Genomic DNA, 14,816 nt, shown 5'->3' with positions numbered 1-14,816 from the left:
AATCGGACGGATTGGAATACCACTTTAGTGGCTTTTCGATCCTCAATCGAACAGCGCCTCGATCGCGGCCAACCCCGCCGTCGCGCGCTCCTTCTTCCGCGCTGCATCGGCCACCGGATCGGCACCATCGCGCTGGATCTCCTCGGCCGGAATCTCCTCGAAGAACCGGCTCGGCTTCAGCCGCACATGCTCGCCAAACTTGCGCGTCAGCTTGCTGTAGCTCATCCACAGCTGGATCTTGGCGCGGGTGATGCCCACGTACAGCAGGCGACGTTCTTCCTGCAGGTTGCCCTCGTCCAGGCTGACCTGGTGCGGCAGCACGCCGTCCTCGCAGCCAACGATGAACACGTACGGGAATTCCAGGCCCTTGGAGGCGTGCATGGTCATCATGCGCACCTGGTTGCCGCCCTCGTCCTTGTCGCTGCGCGACAGCAGCGCCAGCTGGCCGGCCAGGTCGGCCGCGGTGGCGCCGCGCGGGCCGCCCTCGAACCACTGCGCCAGTTCCTCGATGTTGTTGGCGCGGCGCTGGTAACTGGCCTCTTCCTTGGCCTGCTGGCGCAGTTCGCTGAGCAGGCCCGATTCCTTGGCCACCTTGCGGATCATGTCGCCGGAGCTGACCTGGCGCATCTGCGCGCGCAGGTCGCGCAGGATGTCGGTGAACCGCGCCAGGCTGTTGGCCGCGCGCGGTGGCAGCTGCTGCAGCGCACCGATCGACTCGGCGGCATGCGCCATCGGGATGTCCTTTTCCTGCGCCAGCTCGGCCAGCCTGGCCAGCGTACCGGCACCCACGTCGCGCTTGGGCGACTGCACCGCGCGCATGAACGCGGTGTCATCGTCCGGGTTCACCAACAGCCGCAGCCAGGCCAGCGTGTCCTTCACTTCCTGGCGTTCCAGGAACATCGTGCCGCCGGTCAGGTGGTAGGGGATGCGCAGCAGCTGCATCGCCTTTTCCAGCGGCCGCGACTGGAAGTTGCCGCGGAACAGGATGCAGAAGTCACTCCACGGCACGTTGCGCGACTGCGCCACGAAGGCGATCTCGGCGGCCACCTTTTCCGCTTCGTGCTCACTGTTGCGGCACTCCCACACGCGGATGCGCTCACCGTCGGCCTGGTCGCTCCACAGCTTCTTCAGGTGTTCGTGCGGGTTGTTGGCGATCAGCGCATTGGCTGCACGCAGCACGCGGTTGGAGCAGCGGTAGTTCTGCTCCAGCTTGATGATTTCCAGCGTGGGGTAGTCACGCCCCATCTGCTGCAGGTTCTCCGGGTTGGCGCCACGCCAGGCGTAGATCGACTGGTCATCGTCTCCCACGCAGGTGAAATTGCCCTTCTCACCAGCCAGCTGCTTGAGCAGCCGGTACTGCGCGTCGTTGGTGTCCTGGCATTCGTCCACCAGCAGGTAGCCGATGCGCTCACGCCAGGCCAGCGCGATCTCCGGATTTTCCTCCAGGATCTGCACCGGCAAACGGATCAGGTCATCGAAGTCGACCGCGTTGAACGCCGTCAGGCGCAGCTGGTAACGCTCGTAGACACTGGCCGCTTCCTTCTCGCGGTTGCTGCGCGCGGCGGCCATCGCCTGTTCGGGCGACAGGCCGGCGTTCTTGGCGCGCGACACCAGGTTCTTCATGTCCTCGATGTCATCGGGCTTGGCGCCGTACATCAGGTCCTTGATCTGCGCAGCGGCATCGTCGGCATCGAAGATCGAGAATCCACGCTTCAGGCCCACGGCGGCGTGTTCGATCTGCAGGAACTTCAGGCCCAGCGCATGGAAGGTGCAGATGGTCACCTCGTCGGCATCCTGCTCGCGCAGGCGCTTGGCCACGCGCTCGCGCATTTCCTTGGCCGATTTGTTGGTGAAGGTGATCGCCGCGATGCGGCGCGCCGGATAGCGGCCACTGCCGATCAGGTGGGCGATCTTCTCCACGATCACCCGCGTCTTGCCGCTGCCGGCGCCGGCGAGCACCAGCAAGGGGCCTTCGATGTGCAGGACGGCGGCGGCTTGGGGGGGATTGAGACCGTGCATGGGGACAGGATTGTAGCGGGGTGCCGGCGGGCCGACCTGACTTGCATGACGCCTGGCCCTAAGGTATTGAGTCGACTCCGGAACACAGGAGCGTGGTCCATGTCCTTGAACATCATCGCCCGCCCGCTGGTGGCTACCCTGCTGGGCCTGCTGGCCGTGCCTGCGGCCGGGTCCAGCCCGGCACCGCCTGCCGACGCCTATGAAACCATCGTGCTGCAGTCGCACGAGTTCCTCGTCTACCATCCGGACCTGCGCTTCCGCGGGCTCGGCATGCAGGCCCGCGAGCGGGGCCGCCACGAAGAGGCCCGCAACGACTTCCGCAATGCCGCGCGCTACGGCGACAAGCTCTCACAGGCAGCGCTGGCCGACATGCTCTGGAACGGGCAAGGCGGTCCGGCCGACCGCGCCCTGGGCTATGCATGGATGGACCTGGCGGCCGAGCGCGGCACCGAGTGGCTGGTGGTACAGCGCGAACGCTTCTGGGAGGCGCTGTCCGCCGACGAGCGCGAGCGCGCGGTACGCGAGGGCCGCGCGCTGTATGCCGAGTTCGGCGACCCGGCCGCGACGCCGCGGCTGGAACGTGAACTGCGGGCCGGCAGCATGTGGCAGACCGGCAGCCGCGCCGGCTGGAACGGCGCCATGCGCAGCCAGGGCCGTGGCGATGCGGGGGCCCGTGTGCTGCAACCGGAAAAGCACCAGTTGGCGCGCTACTGGGACCCGGTGGCCTACCGGCAATGGCAGGACGAGGAGCTGGCCAGATCGGGGCGATGAGCCACGCCGGCCAGGCCATCGTTGCCTCGGCGCTGCTGGCACCGGGGTACGCGACAGCCGGCACGTGATCGCCCGGCCACGGCCGATCCGCGACGGCGGGCCGGGTGGCGACTAGAATTGGCCGATGGCCAAGCTCTACTTCTACTACTCGGCGATGAACGCCGGCAAGACCACCACCCTGCTGCAGAGCGCGCACAACTACCGCGAGCGCGGCATGCGGGTGGCGATCCTGACCCCACGCCTAGACGACCGTGCCGGCGCCGGCGTGGTCGCCTCGCGGATCGGCCTGCGCGCTGACGGCATGGCCTTCGACCGCGATACCGACCTGCAGCGCTGGTTGGAGCAGGATCTGGCAGCCAACGGCCCGATGGGCTGCGTGCTGGTGGACGAGGCGCAGTTCCTGACCCGCGCCCAGGTCTGGCAGCTCAGCGAGGTCGTCGACCAGCTGCGCATTCCGGTGCTGTGCTACGGCCTGCGTACCGACTTCCGCGGCGAGCTGTTCGAAGGCAGCCAGTACCTGCTGGCCTGGGCCGACGAGATGCAGGAAATCAAGACCATCTGCCACAGCGGCAAGAAGGCGACGATGACCGTGCGCGTGGACGAGCATGGCCACGCCGTGCAGGACGGCCCGCAGGTGGAGATCGGTGGCAACGAGCGCTACGTGTCGGTCAGCCGTGCCGAGTTCAAGAAGATCACCCGCGGCGAAGGCCGGATCGACCCGGCGCAGGCGCCCCTGCCGCTGTAAGGGGTGTTCGGCAGGGCTGCGCCCTGCACCTGCAGAGGCAACAGCAACGTCAACAGCGAAAGCTGGCATTCCGTGGGATGGCGGGGCACTGTGGGTGTGCGGGGACGGCGCAAGTACGTCCATGTAGCCTTGGTCGCCGCATCCATGCGGCTCACACCCCGCAAACCCACAGTGCCCCGCCTTCGACAATTGGCCGGCGGCCAGTAGATCCACGCCATGAGTGGATGAAATCTGTCAGGTATCGAATGAAATTCCGGGGTCAGATCCGTTTTCCTTCGGGAAACGGATCTGACCCCAAGAGCAATTCCCACAGATCGCGGAGATCTGTCGAAGGCGGGGTGGGTCCGGTTGAGGGGGCGTGAGCGCCATGGATGGCGCGACCGAGGCTACATGGACGTATTTACGCCGCCCCCCTCAACCGGACCCACCCCGCCATCCGACGGAATGCACGCATTTGACGTTGCCTTGGCTTGAAGCAGGTGCAGGGCTGCAAGCCCTGCAATCCCAAACCACTCAGTACAGCGTGCGCTCCGGCGCACCGGCCGGCGGCGGGGTGTACTGGTACAGCCAGGTCTCGGTGAGGGTCTTGCCACCACTGCGCAGGAACAGGCGGATGTCGATCTGCTCGGTACTGCCTTCCGGCGGCACCAGGTCGAACATCGCGCGATAGCCGTTGATCTCGCGCAGCGGGCGCGCCGACACGATCTCGACCCGGCCACGGCTGGCTTCCACCACCGCTTCGACCTCGGCCTTGTCGATCAGCCTGGCCAGTTCGCCACCTTCGAAGTCCACCGCGAAGCGCCAGCTGAAGTACTCACGCTTCTTGCCGACCACACCGCCCAGGCCGGTGCGGCTGGCCACGCAGTGCGCCAGCGGCGGGCGCGCCGGCGGTTCGGCGCCCCAGTACAAGCGGTAGCCGACCAGCAGCTCCTGGCCCGGCTGCGGCTTTTCCTTCGGGTTCCAGAACGCCACGATGTTGTCGAACGTCTCGTCCACGGTGGGAATCTCCACCAGCTGCACCGAGCCCTCGCCCCATTCGCCCTTCGGCTCCACCCACAGGCACGGGCGCTTCTCGTAGAACACGCCGTCGTCCTGGTAATGGTCGAAATTGCGGTCGCGCTGCAGCAGGCCGAAGCCGCGCGGGTTGCGGTCCACGAACATGTTGAAACGCAGGTTGCGCGGGTTCAGCAGCGGCCGCCAGATCCACTCGCCGGCACCGGTCCACAGCGACAGGCCATCGGTATCGTGGATCTCCGGGCGCCAGTCCCAGCCCATCCGGCGGTCGTTCTCGCCCACCTGGTACATGCTGGTGCACGGGGCGATGCCCAACCGCTCGATCGCCTTGCGCGGGTACAGCGCGCTGTCGATGTCCATCAGCAGCACGTCGCCATTGGTGATCGCGAAGCGATAGGCACCGGCCACGCTGGGCGAATCCAGCAGGCCATAGACCACGATCGTCTCCGAATCGGCCGACGGCTGCTCCAGGTAGTAAGCGATGAAGTCCGGGAATTCCTCCGGCTTGCCCATGCCGGTGTCGATCGCCAGGCCACGCGCGGACTGGCCGTACTGGCCTTCCTTGCCGACCGCGCGAAAGTAGCTGGCGCCCAGGAAGGCGGCGAAGTCGCGGTCGGTGTCCTTGCGGGTGTTCAGGCGGAAGCCGGCGAAGCCGAGGTCGGCCGGCAGCTCGCCATCCTTGATGCCGCTCTTGCCGTAGTTGAACGCCGCGCCGTCATACGCCAGTTCCTGCGCCTTGCCGTCGACCACGTCGAACATGCGCACCGGCGAATGGAAGTACAGGCCCAGGTGGAAGAACTTGGCCTGGAACTTGCCGGGCTGGTCGGCCCACAGCGCATGGTCCTGGCGGTAGCCAATCGACTGGTACTGGTCCCAGTCGAGGCCTTCCAGGCGGCCCGGCAACACCCGCTTGTGGCTCTTGTAGGGCGCCTGTGCCAGCGCGCGCGCCTGGCCCTTCAGGGTGGCGAAGTCGAACGGCTGCGGTTGGCCGAGGCGGCGCAGGCCCATCTGGCCGCTCCTGCTGGCCGCGCACGCGGGCAGGGACGGCAGGCCGAATGCAGCCAGGGCGAGGGAGGCATTGCGGATGAAGTCGCGTCGTTGCATGCAGCGCGTCAGGCACAGGGAGGAAGGTCGGCCATCATAGGCAGACAAACGTTAACGGGCAGCGGAGACGCGCCCTGCCCGTTCAGCTGCCGCTGGTCGCCGGCTCAGCGCTGGCAGTGGCTGCACCAGACGCTGGCGCGCTGGCCGATGGTGGCGTACTTCAGCGCGCGCCCGCAGTTCGGGCACGGCAGCCCGTCGCGGCCGTACACCAGCAGCTCCTGCTCGAAGTAGCCCGGCGCACCGTCGGGGCTGATGAAATCGCGCAGGGTGGTGCCGCCGCGGGTGATGGCGTAGCCCAGGATCTCCTTCACCGCGTCGGCCAGCCGCTGGTAGCGTTCTCGCGAGATCTTTCCTGCCTCGCGCAACGGACTGATGCCGGCCTTGAACAGGCTCTCGGCGGCGTAGATGTTGCCCACGCCCACCACCACCGCCTGGTCCATCAGGAAGGTCTTCACCGGCGCGCTGCGGCCCCGGCTGCGGGCGAACAGGTAATCGCCGTCGAACGCGTCGTCCAGTGGCTCCGGGCCCAGCCCCTGCAGCAGCGGGTGGATCTCCCCAGCCGGCTGCCAGAGCAGGCTGCCGAAGCGACGCGGGTCGTTGAAGCGCAGCAGGCGGCCATTGTCCAGGCTGATGTCGACGTGGTCATGCGCCCGCAGCGGGGTATCACCGGGCAGCACGCGCAGGCTGCCGGACATGCCCAGGTGCAGCACGGCGCTGCCGATGGCGGTATCCAGCAGGAGGTACTTGGCGCGCCGGCGGATGTCCTCGATGCGCTGCCCCGGCAGCAGCTCGGCCACTTCCGGTGGAATCGGCCAGCGCAGGTCGGCGCGGCGCAGGATCACGCCATGCACGCGCCGGCCCTGCAGGTGCGGCGCCAGGCCGCGGCGGGTGGTTTCGACTTCGGGCAGTTCAGGCATGGTGCGATTCTACGCCCGCTCAACGCGGCGGCGCGGACAGCTCGCGGGCATCCAGGAAGCCATCACCGTTGGCATCCTGCTTGTGGAAGCGCTGCACGATCACCTGCCGCTGCTGCTCGCGGCGGATTGCCCTGCCCTTGCCGCCGGGCAGCTCGTCGGCGCTCAGCACGCCATCACCATTGCGGTCCATGCGGTCGAAGGCATACAGCATCCACTGCACGTACTCGGCCTCGCTGACCTTGCCGTCGCCATCGCTGTCCATCCGCTGCAGATAGCTGGCGGTGTCGGTGACCTGGGCCAGCGCCGCACCCGGCAGCAGCGCCGCCAGCAGAAGCCCGTACCCTGCCCTCACGCGCCCACCAGGCTGTAGCCCTTCAACCGTGCGGCGTAGGCCTGCAACGCCGCGATGCCGCTTTCCTCGGCCTCGCGGCACCACGCCTGCAGCTGATGCAGGCGCTCGGCGGCGTCGTGGCCACGGGCTTCCAGCAGCGCAGCCAATCGCCCGCGGTACTCGACCAGGGTGCGGATGCGCGGCCGCTGCGCCACCCATGCGCTGAGCTGGGCGCGGCTGTCCGGCTTCAGCCAGCGGCCATCGTTGACCAGGCCACGGCGCAACCGGCGTGGCAGCAGGCGGCGCAGCTTGGCCCCGGCCTGCGCGGCCTCCTCGCGCAGGGCCGGCATGAACACGTTGCGCTGGTAATCGGTCATCGCCTGGAAGCGATGCGACAGCAGCGCCTTCAGGGTTTCGGCATCGGGCACGGCGATGTTCGGGCGCACGTCCATGGCCGGTGCCACCCGCAGCACCCTGGCCAGTCGCAGCGCCTGCAGCAGGCGGATCGCACTCCAGCCGATGTCGAACTCCCAGCGCCTCATCGCGAAGCGCGCCGAACTGGGGAAGGCATGGTGGTTGTTGTGCAGCTCCTCGCCACCGATCCAGAACCCCCACGGCGTGAGATTGGTGGAGGTATCGGCCGACTCGTAGTTGCGGTACCCCCACCAGTGGCCCAAGCCATTGACTACGCCCGCCGCCCAGAACGGGATCCACGCCATCTGGATCGCCCACAGCGCCACGCCGGGCAGGCCGAACAGCACACTGTTGATCGCCAGCAGCACTACCGGCCCCAGCGTGGCGTGCGGGGTATACAGGTGGCGCTCGATCGCATCGTCCGGCGTGCCGCGCCCGTACTGCTCGATGTCCGCGCGCATGCCGCGCGCTTCGCGGTACAGCTCCACGCCATGCCAGAACACCTTGCCGATGCCGCGGGTGACCGGGCTGTGCGGATCGTCCTCGGTCTCCACCTTGGCGTGGTGCTTGCGATGGATGGCCACCCACTCGCGGGTGATCATCGACGTGGTCAGCCACAGCCAGAAACGGAACACGTGGGCCAGCGCCGGGTGGAAATCGACCCCGCGATGGGCCTGGCTGCGGTGCAGGTACAGGGTCACCGAGAAGATGGTGATCTGGGTGAAGACCAGCAGCACGCCCAACATGGCCCACCAGCCGAGGCCGAGCACACCACCGGTCAACAGGGACATCAGGGCATCAGACATGGCAGCTCTCCGGATCGACGCGGGGATGGCAGACATGATGGGCGCTTGCGTTGCAAACTGCATCCCTGCGGCGATGTATCGCATCGCCATCCGTGGCACCGTTCACAGTTGGGGACCTGAGTTGTCGAGCCTTGATCCACGCGCCAGCACCATGACTGCCGCCCCGCCCGTTGCGGAGCTGCCCCCCTTGATCGAACTGGACCGCGCCACCGTGGTGCGCGGCCAGGTGAAGGTGCTGCACGGGCTCAGCCTGCGCATCGCGCAGGGCCAGCACACCGCCCTGCTCGGCCCCAACGGCTGCGGCAAGTCGACCTTCATCAAGCTGATCACCCGCGAGCTGTACCCGCTGGCGCAGGTCGACGGCTCCGTGGCGGTAAGGGTGCTGGGGCAGAACCGCTGGCAGGTGGACCGGCTGCGATCGCAGCTCGGCATCGTCACCGGCGATCTCAGCAGCAACCTGGCCGACATGCCGGGCCTGACCGTGGAACAGGCAGTGCTGTCCGGCTTCTTCGCCAGCTACGTGGTGCCGGCCTTCCGCGAAGTGACCGCCGATATGCGCGCACGCGTGGGCGAGACACTGGCGATGACCGGCGCCCTGTCCCTGCGCGACCGCGCCTACGCCGAGTTGTCCGCTGGCGAGACCCGCCGCGTGCTGATCGCCCGCGCGCTGGTCAACCGGCCGCAGGCACTGCTGCTGGATGAACCCTCCACCGGGCTGGACCTGGTCGCCCGCGAGCAGCTGGTGGCGACCATGCGGGTGCTGGCGCAGCAGGGCATCACCCTGGTGCTGGTGACCCACCACATCGAAGAGATCATTCCCGAGATCGAGCGCGTGGTACTGCTGCGCGATGGCCGCGTGCTGGCCGACGGCACCCGCGCCGAGCTGCTGCGCAACGAACCGCTGTCGGCGGTGTTCGGCGGCGCGATCACCGTCTGCGAGCAGGAAGGCCGGCTGACCGCATACGCGGGGTGATCGGCATGCCGTTGTAGAGCCGAGCCCACGCTCGGCTGCTCCTGATCACGGCAAACGGCCGCCGAGCATGGGCTCGCCTCTACACAGGAGCAGCGGGCCGGCCCCCGGCCCGCTGCACGCAACCTCAGAACCGCAACGCCAGCGCGCGCGACTCGATCGGTGCCATCCGGCTCTGGTCCTGCAGCTGCAGGTCACGCAGCTCGTACGGTGCGCCAAAACCGGCCGGCAACGCGGCCTCGTCGAACGGCAGCACCAGCTGGCCGGCGCCTGGGCCATCGAACCACGCGGCTGCATGTGCCTGCGCGACCGGCCTCATCCGGCCATCGCGGGCCGTGGCATACAGCGTGCCACGTGCCTCGTAGCGGCCTGCCGCAGCCACCTGCAGCGGCAGCGCCACCTGGCGGCTGGACGGGTCCGGTGCTGCCTGGCCACTGAAACGCGCGGTCGGCCGTGCCACCGCGAAGGCCACCTTGCCATCGCGCAGCACGCCATCGGCCTGGGCGAACACCTGCAGCTCCCACAGCCCCTGCACGGTGCCGATGTCGGTCGGGATCCGCACCTGCGCGCGCAGGCTGCCATCGGTGGTGCGCAGCAGGCGCTGCGGCCAGCTGCGGCCATCCGGTGCGACAAGCAGGGCTTCCCCCCCCAGGCCGCCACGACGCGATGCCAGCTGCGCGGTGGTGGCGCCGTCTTCCAGCAGGCGTGCCTGCAGCTGCACGTTGCCACCGGCCAGCACCTGCGCCTGGTTGGCCTGCACTTCCAACCGCAGCGGGCTGTTAGGCTCCAGCACCTGCACCACATAGCGGCCCTGCGCCTGCGTGCTCTGCAGGGTGTACGCACCGGCGGCACTGGTCGCGCCGGTGCGCAGCATGCTGCTGCCATCACTCACCGGCATGCCGGCATCCTGCAGCGCGCGCGCATCGACACTGCGGGCCACGCTGCTGCGGCCAGCCGGGTCGCGCACCTGCAGGGTGTTGGCCGGCAGCGCGCGGGCTCCTGCGGCCGGACTCAGCTGGATCACCGCATCGGGCGCCGTCAGCGGCAGGTCCAGGCCGCGCTGCAGCTGCGTGCCATCGACCTGCTGCCAGTAACTGCGGCTGACCGAGGCATATGGCGTGGCCGCCTGCAGCGGCTGTGCCGGGTCCAGCGCCCAGGCAAACGACAACGGCGCGTGTTCGCTTTCATCGGCAGGCAGCGGCGCGGCCACCAATGCGGCAGGCACCTGATCGCCCGCGCGGGCCGCCTGCAGAGGCTGCGCGGCCTGCGCGGCGGAAAGGGACAGTACTGCCAGCACCGCACTGGCCAGCAGGGTGGAATGGGTCGTCATGGTCATCTCTCTCACTGGGTCAGGTCGTTGCGCAGCAGGGTGCCGAGGCCGAAGCACTCGCGCCGGCTCTGGTTGTGGCTGAGCGGTTCTGCGCCCTGGGTGCGCGCTGTGTCGGTGAACCAGGTGGTGCCGGCCGCCTTCTGGCTGCTGCACTCCAGGAAGCCATCGGAGCAGGACGACAACCAGTTCTGGGTGAACTCCAGGCCAACGTTGGCGGCATAGCCACCGCAGTAGCTGTTGCTGTCCCACACCGCCGATTCCACGTCACTGCCGACCACCGCGCGGAACGGCTTGGGCAGCGCCGGGCGACCGGCCGTGCCGTACAGGTTCTGCGCGTTGTAGGTGGCCATGCTGGCCACCTGCTGCTGGCGTACCGCGTCGTTCTTGTAGCCCAGCAGCCAGCCCAGTGACGTTTCGAAGGTATTGCCGTTGAGCACCGCATCGGCCAGTGGCGTGCCCGCCGAAGACGGTGCCAGTGCGTTGACCTTGCGCACCGTGCGGATGATCTTCGGATAGCGGCTGTCGTACGTCGGATTGGACAGGATCCAGCGCATCACGTTGCCGCCGTTGGAATGGGTGATCACCACCAGCTGGGTGATGCCACGGCTGTCGATGAAGCCGGTCAGCTGGTTGGCCAGACAGCCGGCGGCCTCCGGTTTCCACATGTACTGGGTGAAGTCACAGTTGATGACCACATAGTTGCTGCTGTTCGGCAGGCCCTGGCGCACGGTGTCGATGATCGCCGGCTGCCAGTAGTCCTGGGTGGCATTGGTCTGCGCGCCGGTGCCATGCACGAAGGCCACGCCGATCACGTCGGCGGCCTGCGTCGGTGCTGCTGCCAGCCCCAGAAGCAGGGCCAGGACGGTACTTCCTGTTGCGGTGCTGCGCATCGCTTCTCTCCCTCTGTCTTCGGATCCCCCCGACCCGGCTGGAACTGGACGGCCCCTGGTGCCTGCCGATGTGCCGATGCTCACGGTGCGGCCGCGTGAAAGTCCGTGCGCTGCGCCCGGATTCAGCAGACTGGCACCCTTCGATGACGTTCTTCATCTCCTGTGATGACCATGCCGGGTCTGGCCGTATGACCGATGGCCACTGCGGTGCCGCGCACGGGCTGCGATCATGACGCGATGTTTTTCCTCCGGAGCCCGTCCATGTCGCTGATTTCCCACCCTGCCCGCCCGCTGCTCGGCCTCGCCGTTGCCGTGGCCCTGGCCGGCTGTGCTGCCACGGCCACCAAGCCGACCGCCGTCGAAGCCAACATCACCACCAAGGCCGTGGGCTATCTGGACAAGAGCGCTGTTCCGGCCAGCCTCGATCTGGTGCCGGCACCGCCGGTGGCCGGTTCGGCCGCCCTCGCCCTGGACGAACAGGTCAGCCGTGAAGCCCGCGCGCTGCGAGGCAGCCCGCGCTTCGCCCAGGCCGGCATCGATGCGGAACTCGGCTTCCCCGAAGGTGCAAACCACTTCTCCTGCGCCGCCGACATCGACGTCGATGCGGTGAAGACTCCGGCGCTGTATCGACTGCTGGAGCGCAGCCGGATCGACGCCAGCGCCGCTACCAAGGCAGCCAAGAACCACTACCAGCGCCCGCGCCCGTTCATGGTCAACGGTGAGCCGACCTGCTCGCCGAAGGACGAGGATGGCCTGCGCAAGAATGGTTCCTATCCATCCGGCCACACGTCGATCGGCTGGGCCTGGGCACTGATCCTGTCGGAGATCGTGCCGGACCGCGCCGATGCCATCCAGGCCCGCGGCCGCAACTACGGCGAGAGCCGCCTGGTGTGCAACGTGCACTGGCAGAGCGACATCCTGGAAGGCCGCTTCATGGGTGCCGCCGCCGTGGCCCGCCTGCACGACAACGCCGCGTTCAACAAGGACCTGCTGGCCGCACGCAAGGAGATCGCTGCCGCGCGCAAGGCCGGCCTGCACTCCAGCCGCGACTGCACCACCGAGAACGCGGTACTGAAGGTGCGCCCGCAGAGCGCGCTGTAGGCGCCTGCGCGATCGGTCATTGCCGGCCAGCGGCCGGCACTACCGGTGGGTGCGAAGCAGAAGGGCCGGCAGTGCGCCGGCCCTTCTTCATTGCACTACCGCAGCGACCGCATCAGAACTTCGCGGTGAACTCCACGCCCCAGGTGCGCGGCTCGTTGAGGAAGCCGGTCAGGTTGTTGAAGTCGATCGCACCGACCACGCGGGTCTGGTTGGTCAGGTTGCGGCCGAACACCGCCACGTCGTACTGGCCATACTCCCAGTTGTAGCCCAGGCGCAGGCCGCCTTCCAGCGAACTACGGCCGCGGAATTCCGGCGACTCGTAGATGAAGAAGTTCACCGCGCTGCGGTAGGCCCAGTCGGTGTAGGCGTACAGCTCGCTGCCATCGCTGAGCGGGAAGCCCACGCGCAGGGTCGCGTTGTGGATCCACTTCGGCGCCTGCGGCAGCGGGTTGCCGTTCACCAGCGCGTAGGTCTGGCCGTTGATCACCGTGGTCGGGTCGGTGATGGTGCAGCCGCCACCGCAGATTGCCACCGCCAGGTTCTTGTCCTTGATCTCGGTGTCGTTGTAGCTGCTGCCAAAGGTCAGCAGGACGTTGTCGGCCAGGTAGGCCTCCAGGTCCAGCTCGACGCCCTGGCCGATGGTCTTGTCGGCGTTGAGCAGGGTGGCGGTGTTGTTGGAGCCGCCCACGGCGATCAGCTGCTGGCCATCGACGTCGTAGCGGAACACGCTCAGGCCCAGGCGCGCGCGGCGCTCGAACAGGTCGGCCTTGATGCCGGCCTCGTACGAGATGACCTTCTCCGAATCGGCCTGCGACAGACCCGGCGCAAAGGCCAGGCGGCCTTGGATCGACGGCGCGCGGAAACCCTTGGCCACGCGGGCGTAGGCGTTGATGTCGTCGGTCAGCTTGTAGACGCCGCTCAGGTCCCAGCTGACGTCGTTGACGTCGGTGTTGGCCAGGTACGGACCACTGACCGGGGTGCCGAACGGAACCGCCTGCAGCACGCTGGCGCTGAAGTCCTTCTTGTCCTGGGTGTAGCGCACGCCGGCACGCAGCTTGAAGCGGTCGGTGACGTCGAAGTCACCCGAGGCGAACACTGCCCAGGCCTTGTTGCGCTGGTTCTGCACCACGTGGCCGGTCTGCGGATTGCCCGCGGCCAGCGAGTCGTAGTTGAAGTTGTTGATGGTCACGTCTTCATCGAAGTAGAAGACGCCGGCCTGCCAGTCGAAGCGGCCCCACTCGTTGGACTCGACGCGGAATTCCTGCGTCCACTGGCGATGGTGCGGCAGGCCATCAGCCGACTCCGAGGAGAACGGAATCAGGCCCGGGCCGTAGTTGCCGGCACCGAGGAAGGCCGCACCGTAGCCACCGTCGATGTCACCGCGGTTGAGCGATTCAGCGGTCTCGTAGCCGGTGATCGAGTGCAGGGTCACCGAGCCGAGGTTCCACTGCAGGCGCGCGCTGCCCCCCCAGGTCTCCAGGTCGGAGAAGTTGACGCCGTCGTTGGCCACCTTGTCGCGGTCGAAGTTCTCGACCAGCGAATTGCCACCCTTCTGGATGATGTTGGCGCGGAACAGGCGGGCGGTGCCGTTGAGCTTGCGCTTGTGGAGGTTGAACAGCGCTTCGAAGTCATCGCCTTCGTACAGGAACTGCACGCGGCCTGCCGCTTCGTCATAGCCTTCGAAGCCGCTGTTGGGCGCGCCCACACGGGTGTTGTCGACCCAGTCGTCACGACGCTGGTAGATCGCCGAGACGCGCGCCGACCAGCGGTCGGTCAGCGGGCCGCCGTACGCGCCCTGCACGTTCCAGCTGTTGTAGCTGCCGTAGCCGACGCGGATATAGCCGTCGGCATCCTGCGACGGGCGGGCCGAATCGAACTTGACCACGCCGGCCGGCGTGTTGCGGCCGAACAGGGTGCCCTGCGGGCCACGCAGCACTTCCACGTTGGCCAGGTCGAACAGCGGGAAGCCCTTCAGCAGCGGGCTTTCCTGCACGACGTCGTCGTATACCAGCGACACCGGCTGCGAGGCATTGAGATCGAAATCGGTGTTGCCCAGGCCGCGGATGTAGAAGCGCGGGAAGGCACGACCGTAGGACGACTCGATGTTGAGGCTGGGCACGCGTGCGGCCAGGAAGCGGATGTCATCACCGGCCGAACCGAGCACATCCAGCTTCTCGCCCTGGATCGCGCTGACTGCGACCGGTACGTCCTTGGCGTTCTCGACACGGCGCTGCGCGGTTACCTGCAGGGTGTCGAGGGCAACCGGATCCTTGGCGGCAGGGGTTTCCTGGGCGGCTGCTACCAGCGGCAGCAGGGCGGAAAGAGCGGCAACGAGAGGGCGCGCGACCGGAAGGCGGCCACGGGAAGTGCGGGTCGGGGACATGGCGGTAGGCTGTGTTTGGAG

At 67.8% G+C, this 14,816-nt stretch carries 12 protein-coding genes; 4 read left to right on the top strand and 8 right to left on the bottom strand.

Annotated features, from left to right (window positions below; translation table 11 throughout):
- Positions 1 to 42: 42 nt before the first annotated feature.
- The gene (locus tag ACSYHF_RS00310; protein WP_329845484.1) at positions 43 to 2,019 is read right to left on the bottom strand and encodes a UvrD-helicase domain-containing protein; all 1,977 of its coding nucleotides are present in this window, start codon (positions 2,017 to 2,019) and stop codon (positions 43 to 45) included.
- A 99-nt stretch (positions 2,020 to 2,118) separates the two neighbouring features.
- On the opposite strand from ACSYHF_RS00310, the gene ACSYHF_RS00305 reads away from it, so the two are divergent.
- Positions 2,119 to 2,790, top strand: coding sequence for a hypothetical protein (locus ACSYHF_RS00305; RefSeq protein WP_447575982.1), 672 nt, complete (start codon positions 2,119 to 2,121; stop codon positions 2,788 to 2,790).
- A gap of 124 nt (positions 2,791 to 2,914) precedes the next feature.
- Positions 2,915 to 3,535, top strand: coding sequence for a thymidine kinase (locus ACSYHF_RS00300; RefSeq protein WP_447575981.1), 621 nt, complete (start codon positions 2,915 to 2,917; stop codon positions 3,533 to 3,535).
- Between the two features lie 513 nt (positions 3,536 to 4,048).
- Here ACSYHF_RS00300 and ACSYHF_RS00295 read toward each other — a convergent pair.
- From ACSYHF_RS00295 to ACSYHF_RS00280, 4 genes are all read right to left on the bottom strand, one after another.
- On the bottom strand, positions 4,049 to 5,653 hold the full coding sequence (locus ACSYHF_RS00295; protein WP_032954730.1) for a glucan biosynthesis protein: 1,605 nt from the start codon (positions 5,651 to 5,653) through the stop codon (positions 4,049 to 4,051).
- Between the two features lie 104 nt (positions 5,654 to 5,757).
- Complete coding sequence (gene mutM / locus ACSYHF_RS00290; RefSeq protein ID WP_329916070.1) at positions 5,758 to 6,570, bottom strand: bifunctional DNA-formamidopyrimidine glycosylase/DNA-(apurinic or apyrimidinic site) lyase; 813 nt, start codon at positions 6,568 to 6,570, stop codon at positions 5,758 to 5,760.
- A gap of 19 nt (positions 6,571 to 6,589) precedes the next feature.
- Positions 6,590 to 6,922 (bottom strand): hypothetical protein, encoded by a 333-nt coding sequence (locus tag ACSYHF_RS00285; protein WP_061480454.1) that lies wholly within the window; start codon positions 6,920 to 6,922, stop codon positions 6,590 to 6,592.
- Positions 6,919 to 8,121 carry a DesA family fatty acid desaturase gene (locus ACSYHF_RS00280; RefSeq protein WP_188248845.1) on the bottom strand — a complete coding sequence of 401 codons (1,203 nt, stop codon included), beginning with the start codon at positions 8,119 to 8,121 and terminating at the stop codon, positions 6,919 to 6,921. The genes ACSYHF_RS00285 and ACSYHF_RS00280 overlap by 4 nt, the downstream gene beginning before the upstream one ends.
- A gap of 151 nt (positions 8,122 to 8,272) precedes the next feature.
- On the opposite strand from ACSYHF_RS00280, the gene ACSYHF_RS00275 reads away from it, so the two are divergent.
- Positions 8,273 to 9,094, top strand: coding sequence for an ABC transporter ATP-binding protein (locus ACSYHF_RS00275; RefSeq protein WP_053496707.1), 822 nt, complete (start codon positions 8,273 to 8,275; stop codon positions 9,092 to 9,094).
- A 124-nt stretch (positions 9,095 to 9,218) separates the two neighbouring features.
- Here ACSYHF_RS00275 and ACSYHF_RS00270 read toward each other — a convergent pair whose 3' ends face one another.
- Both ACSYHF_RS00270 and ACSYHF_RS00265 read right to left on the bottom strand, forming a co-directional pair.
- Positions 9,219 to 10,421 (bottom strand): DUF4785 domain-containing protein, encoded by a 1,203-nt coding sequence (locus tag ACSYHF_RS00270; protein ID WP_032954734.1) that lies wholly within the window; start codon positions 10,419 to 10,421, stop codon positions 9,219 to 9,221.
- Positions 10,422 to 10,432: 11 nt separating this feature from the next.
- On the bottom strand, positions 10,433 to 11,311 hold the full coding sequence (locus ACSYHF_RS00265; RefSeq protein WP_134956137.1) for a hypothetical protein: 879 nt from the start codon (positions 11,309 to 11,311) through the stop codon (positions 10,433 to 10,435).
- A 261-nt stretch (positions 11,312 to 11,572) separates the two neighbouring features.
- On the opposite strand from ACSYHF_RS00265, the gene ACSYHF_RS00260 reads away from it, so the two are divergent.
- Positions 11,573 to 12,412, top strand: a complete 840-nt coding sequence (locus ACSYHF_RS00260; RefSeq protein ID WP_005421113.1) for an acid phosphatase — start codon at positions 11,573 to 11,575, stop codon at positions 12,410 to 12,412.
- 112 nt (positions 12,413 to 12,524) lie between these two features.
- Here ACSYHF_RS00260 and ACSYHF_RS00255 read toward each other — a convergent pair whose 3' ends face one another.
- A complete protein-coding gene (locus tag ACSYHF_RS00255) occupies positions 12,525 to 14,795 on the bottom strand; it encodes a TonB-dependent receptor (RefSeq protein WP_134956138.1) in 2,271 nt (756 codons plus the stop codon).
- Positions 14,796 to 14,816: the final 21 nt, after the last annotated feature.

The organism is Stenotrophomonas maltophilia group sp. P373 (genome assembly GCF_053295075.1).
This window is presented reverse-complemented; position numbering and strand designations above follow the sequence as displayed.

Excerpts from the sequence above, each read along its gene's own strand:
- ACSYHF_RS00295 (WP_032954730.1), bottom strand. The coding sequence starts at position 5,653 with ATGCAACGACGCGACTTCATCCGCAATGCCTCCCTCGCCCTGGCTGCA.
- ACSYHF_RS00265 (WP_134956137.1), bottom strand. The coding sequence starts at position 11,311 with ATGCGCAGCACCGCAACAGGAAGTACCGTCCTGGCCCTGCTTCTGGGG.
- ACSYHF_RS00310 (WP_329845484.1), bottom strand. The coding sequence starts at position 2,019 with ATGCACGGTCTCAATCCCCCCCAAGCCGCCGCCGTCCTGCACATCGAA.
- ACSYHF_RS00275 (WP_053496707.1), top strand. The coding sequence starts at position 8,273 with ATGACTGCCGCCCCGCCCGTTGCGGAGCTGCCCCCCTTGATCGAACTG.
- ACSYHF_RS00270 (WP_032954734.1), bottom strand. The coding sequence starts at position 10,421 with ATGACGACCCATTCCACCCTGCTGGCCAGTGCGGTGCTGGCAGTACTG.
- mutM (WP_329916070.1), bottom strand. The coding sequence starts at position 6,570 with ATGCCTGAACTGCCCGAAGTCGAAACCACCCGCCGCGGCCTGGCGCCG.
- ACSYHF_RS00280 (WP_188248845.1), bottom strand. The coding sequence starts at position 8,121 with ATGTCTGATGCCCTGATGTCCCTGTTGACCGGTGGTGTGCTCGGCCTC.
- ACSYHF_RS00300 (WP_447575981.1), top strand. The coding sequence starts at position 2,915 with ATGGCCAAGCTCTACTTCTACTACTCGGCGATGAACGCCGGCAAGACC.
- ACSYHF_RS00305 (WP_447575982.1), top strand. The coding sequence starts at position 2,119 with ATGTCCTTGAACATCATCGCCCGCCCGCTGGTGGCTACCCTGCTGGGC.
- ACSYHF_RS00255 (WP_134956138.1), bottom strand. The coding sequence starts at position 14,795 with ATGTCCCCGACCCGCACTTCCCGTGGCCGCCTTCCGGTCGCGCGCCCT.
- ACSYHF_RS00260 (WP_005421113.1), top strand. The coding sequence starts at position 11,573 with ATGTCGCTGATTTCCCACCCTGCCCGCCCGCTGCTCGGCCTCGCCGTT.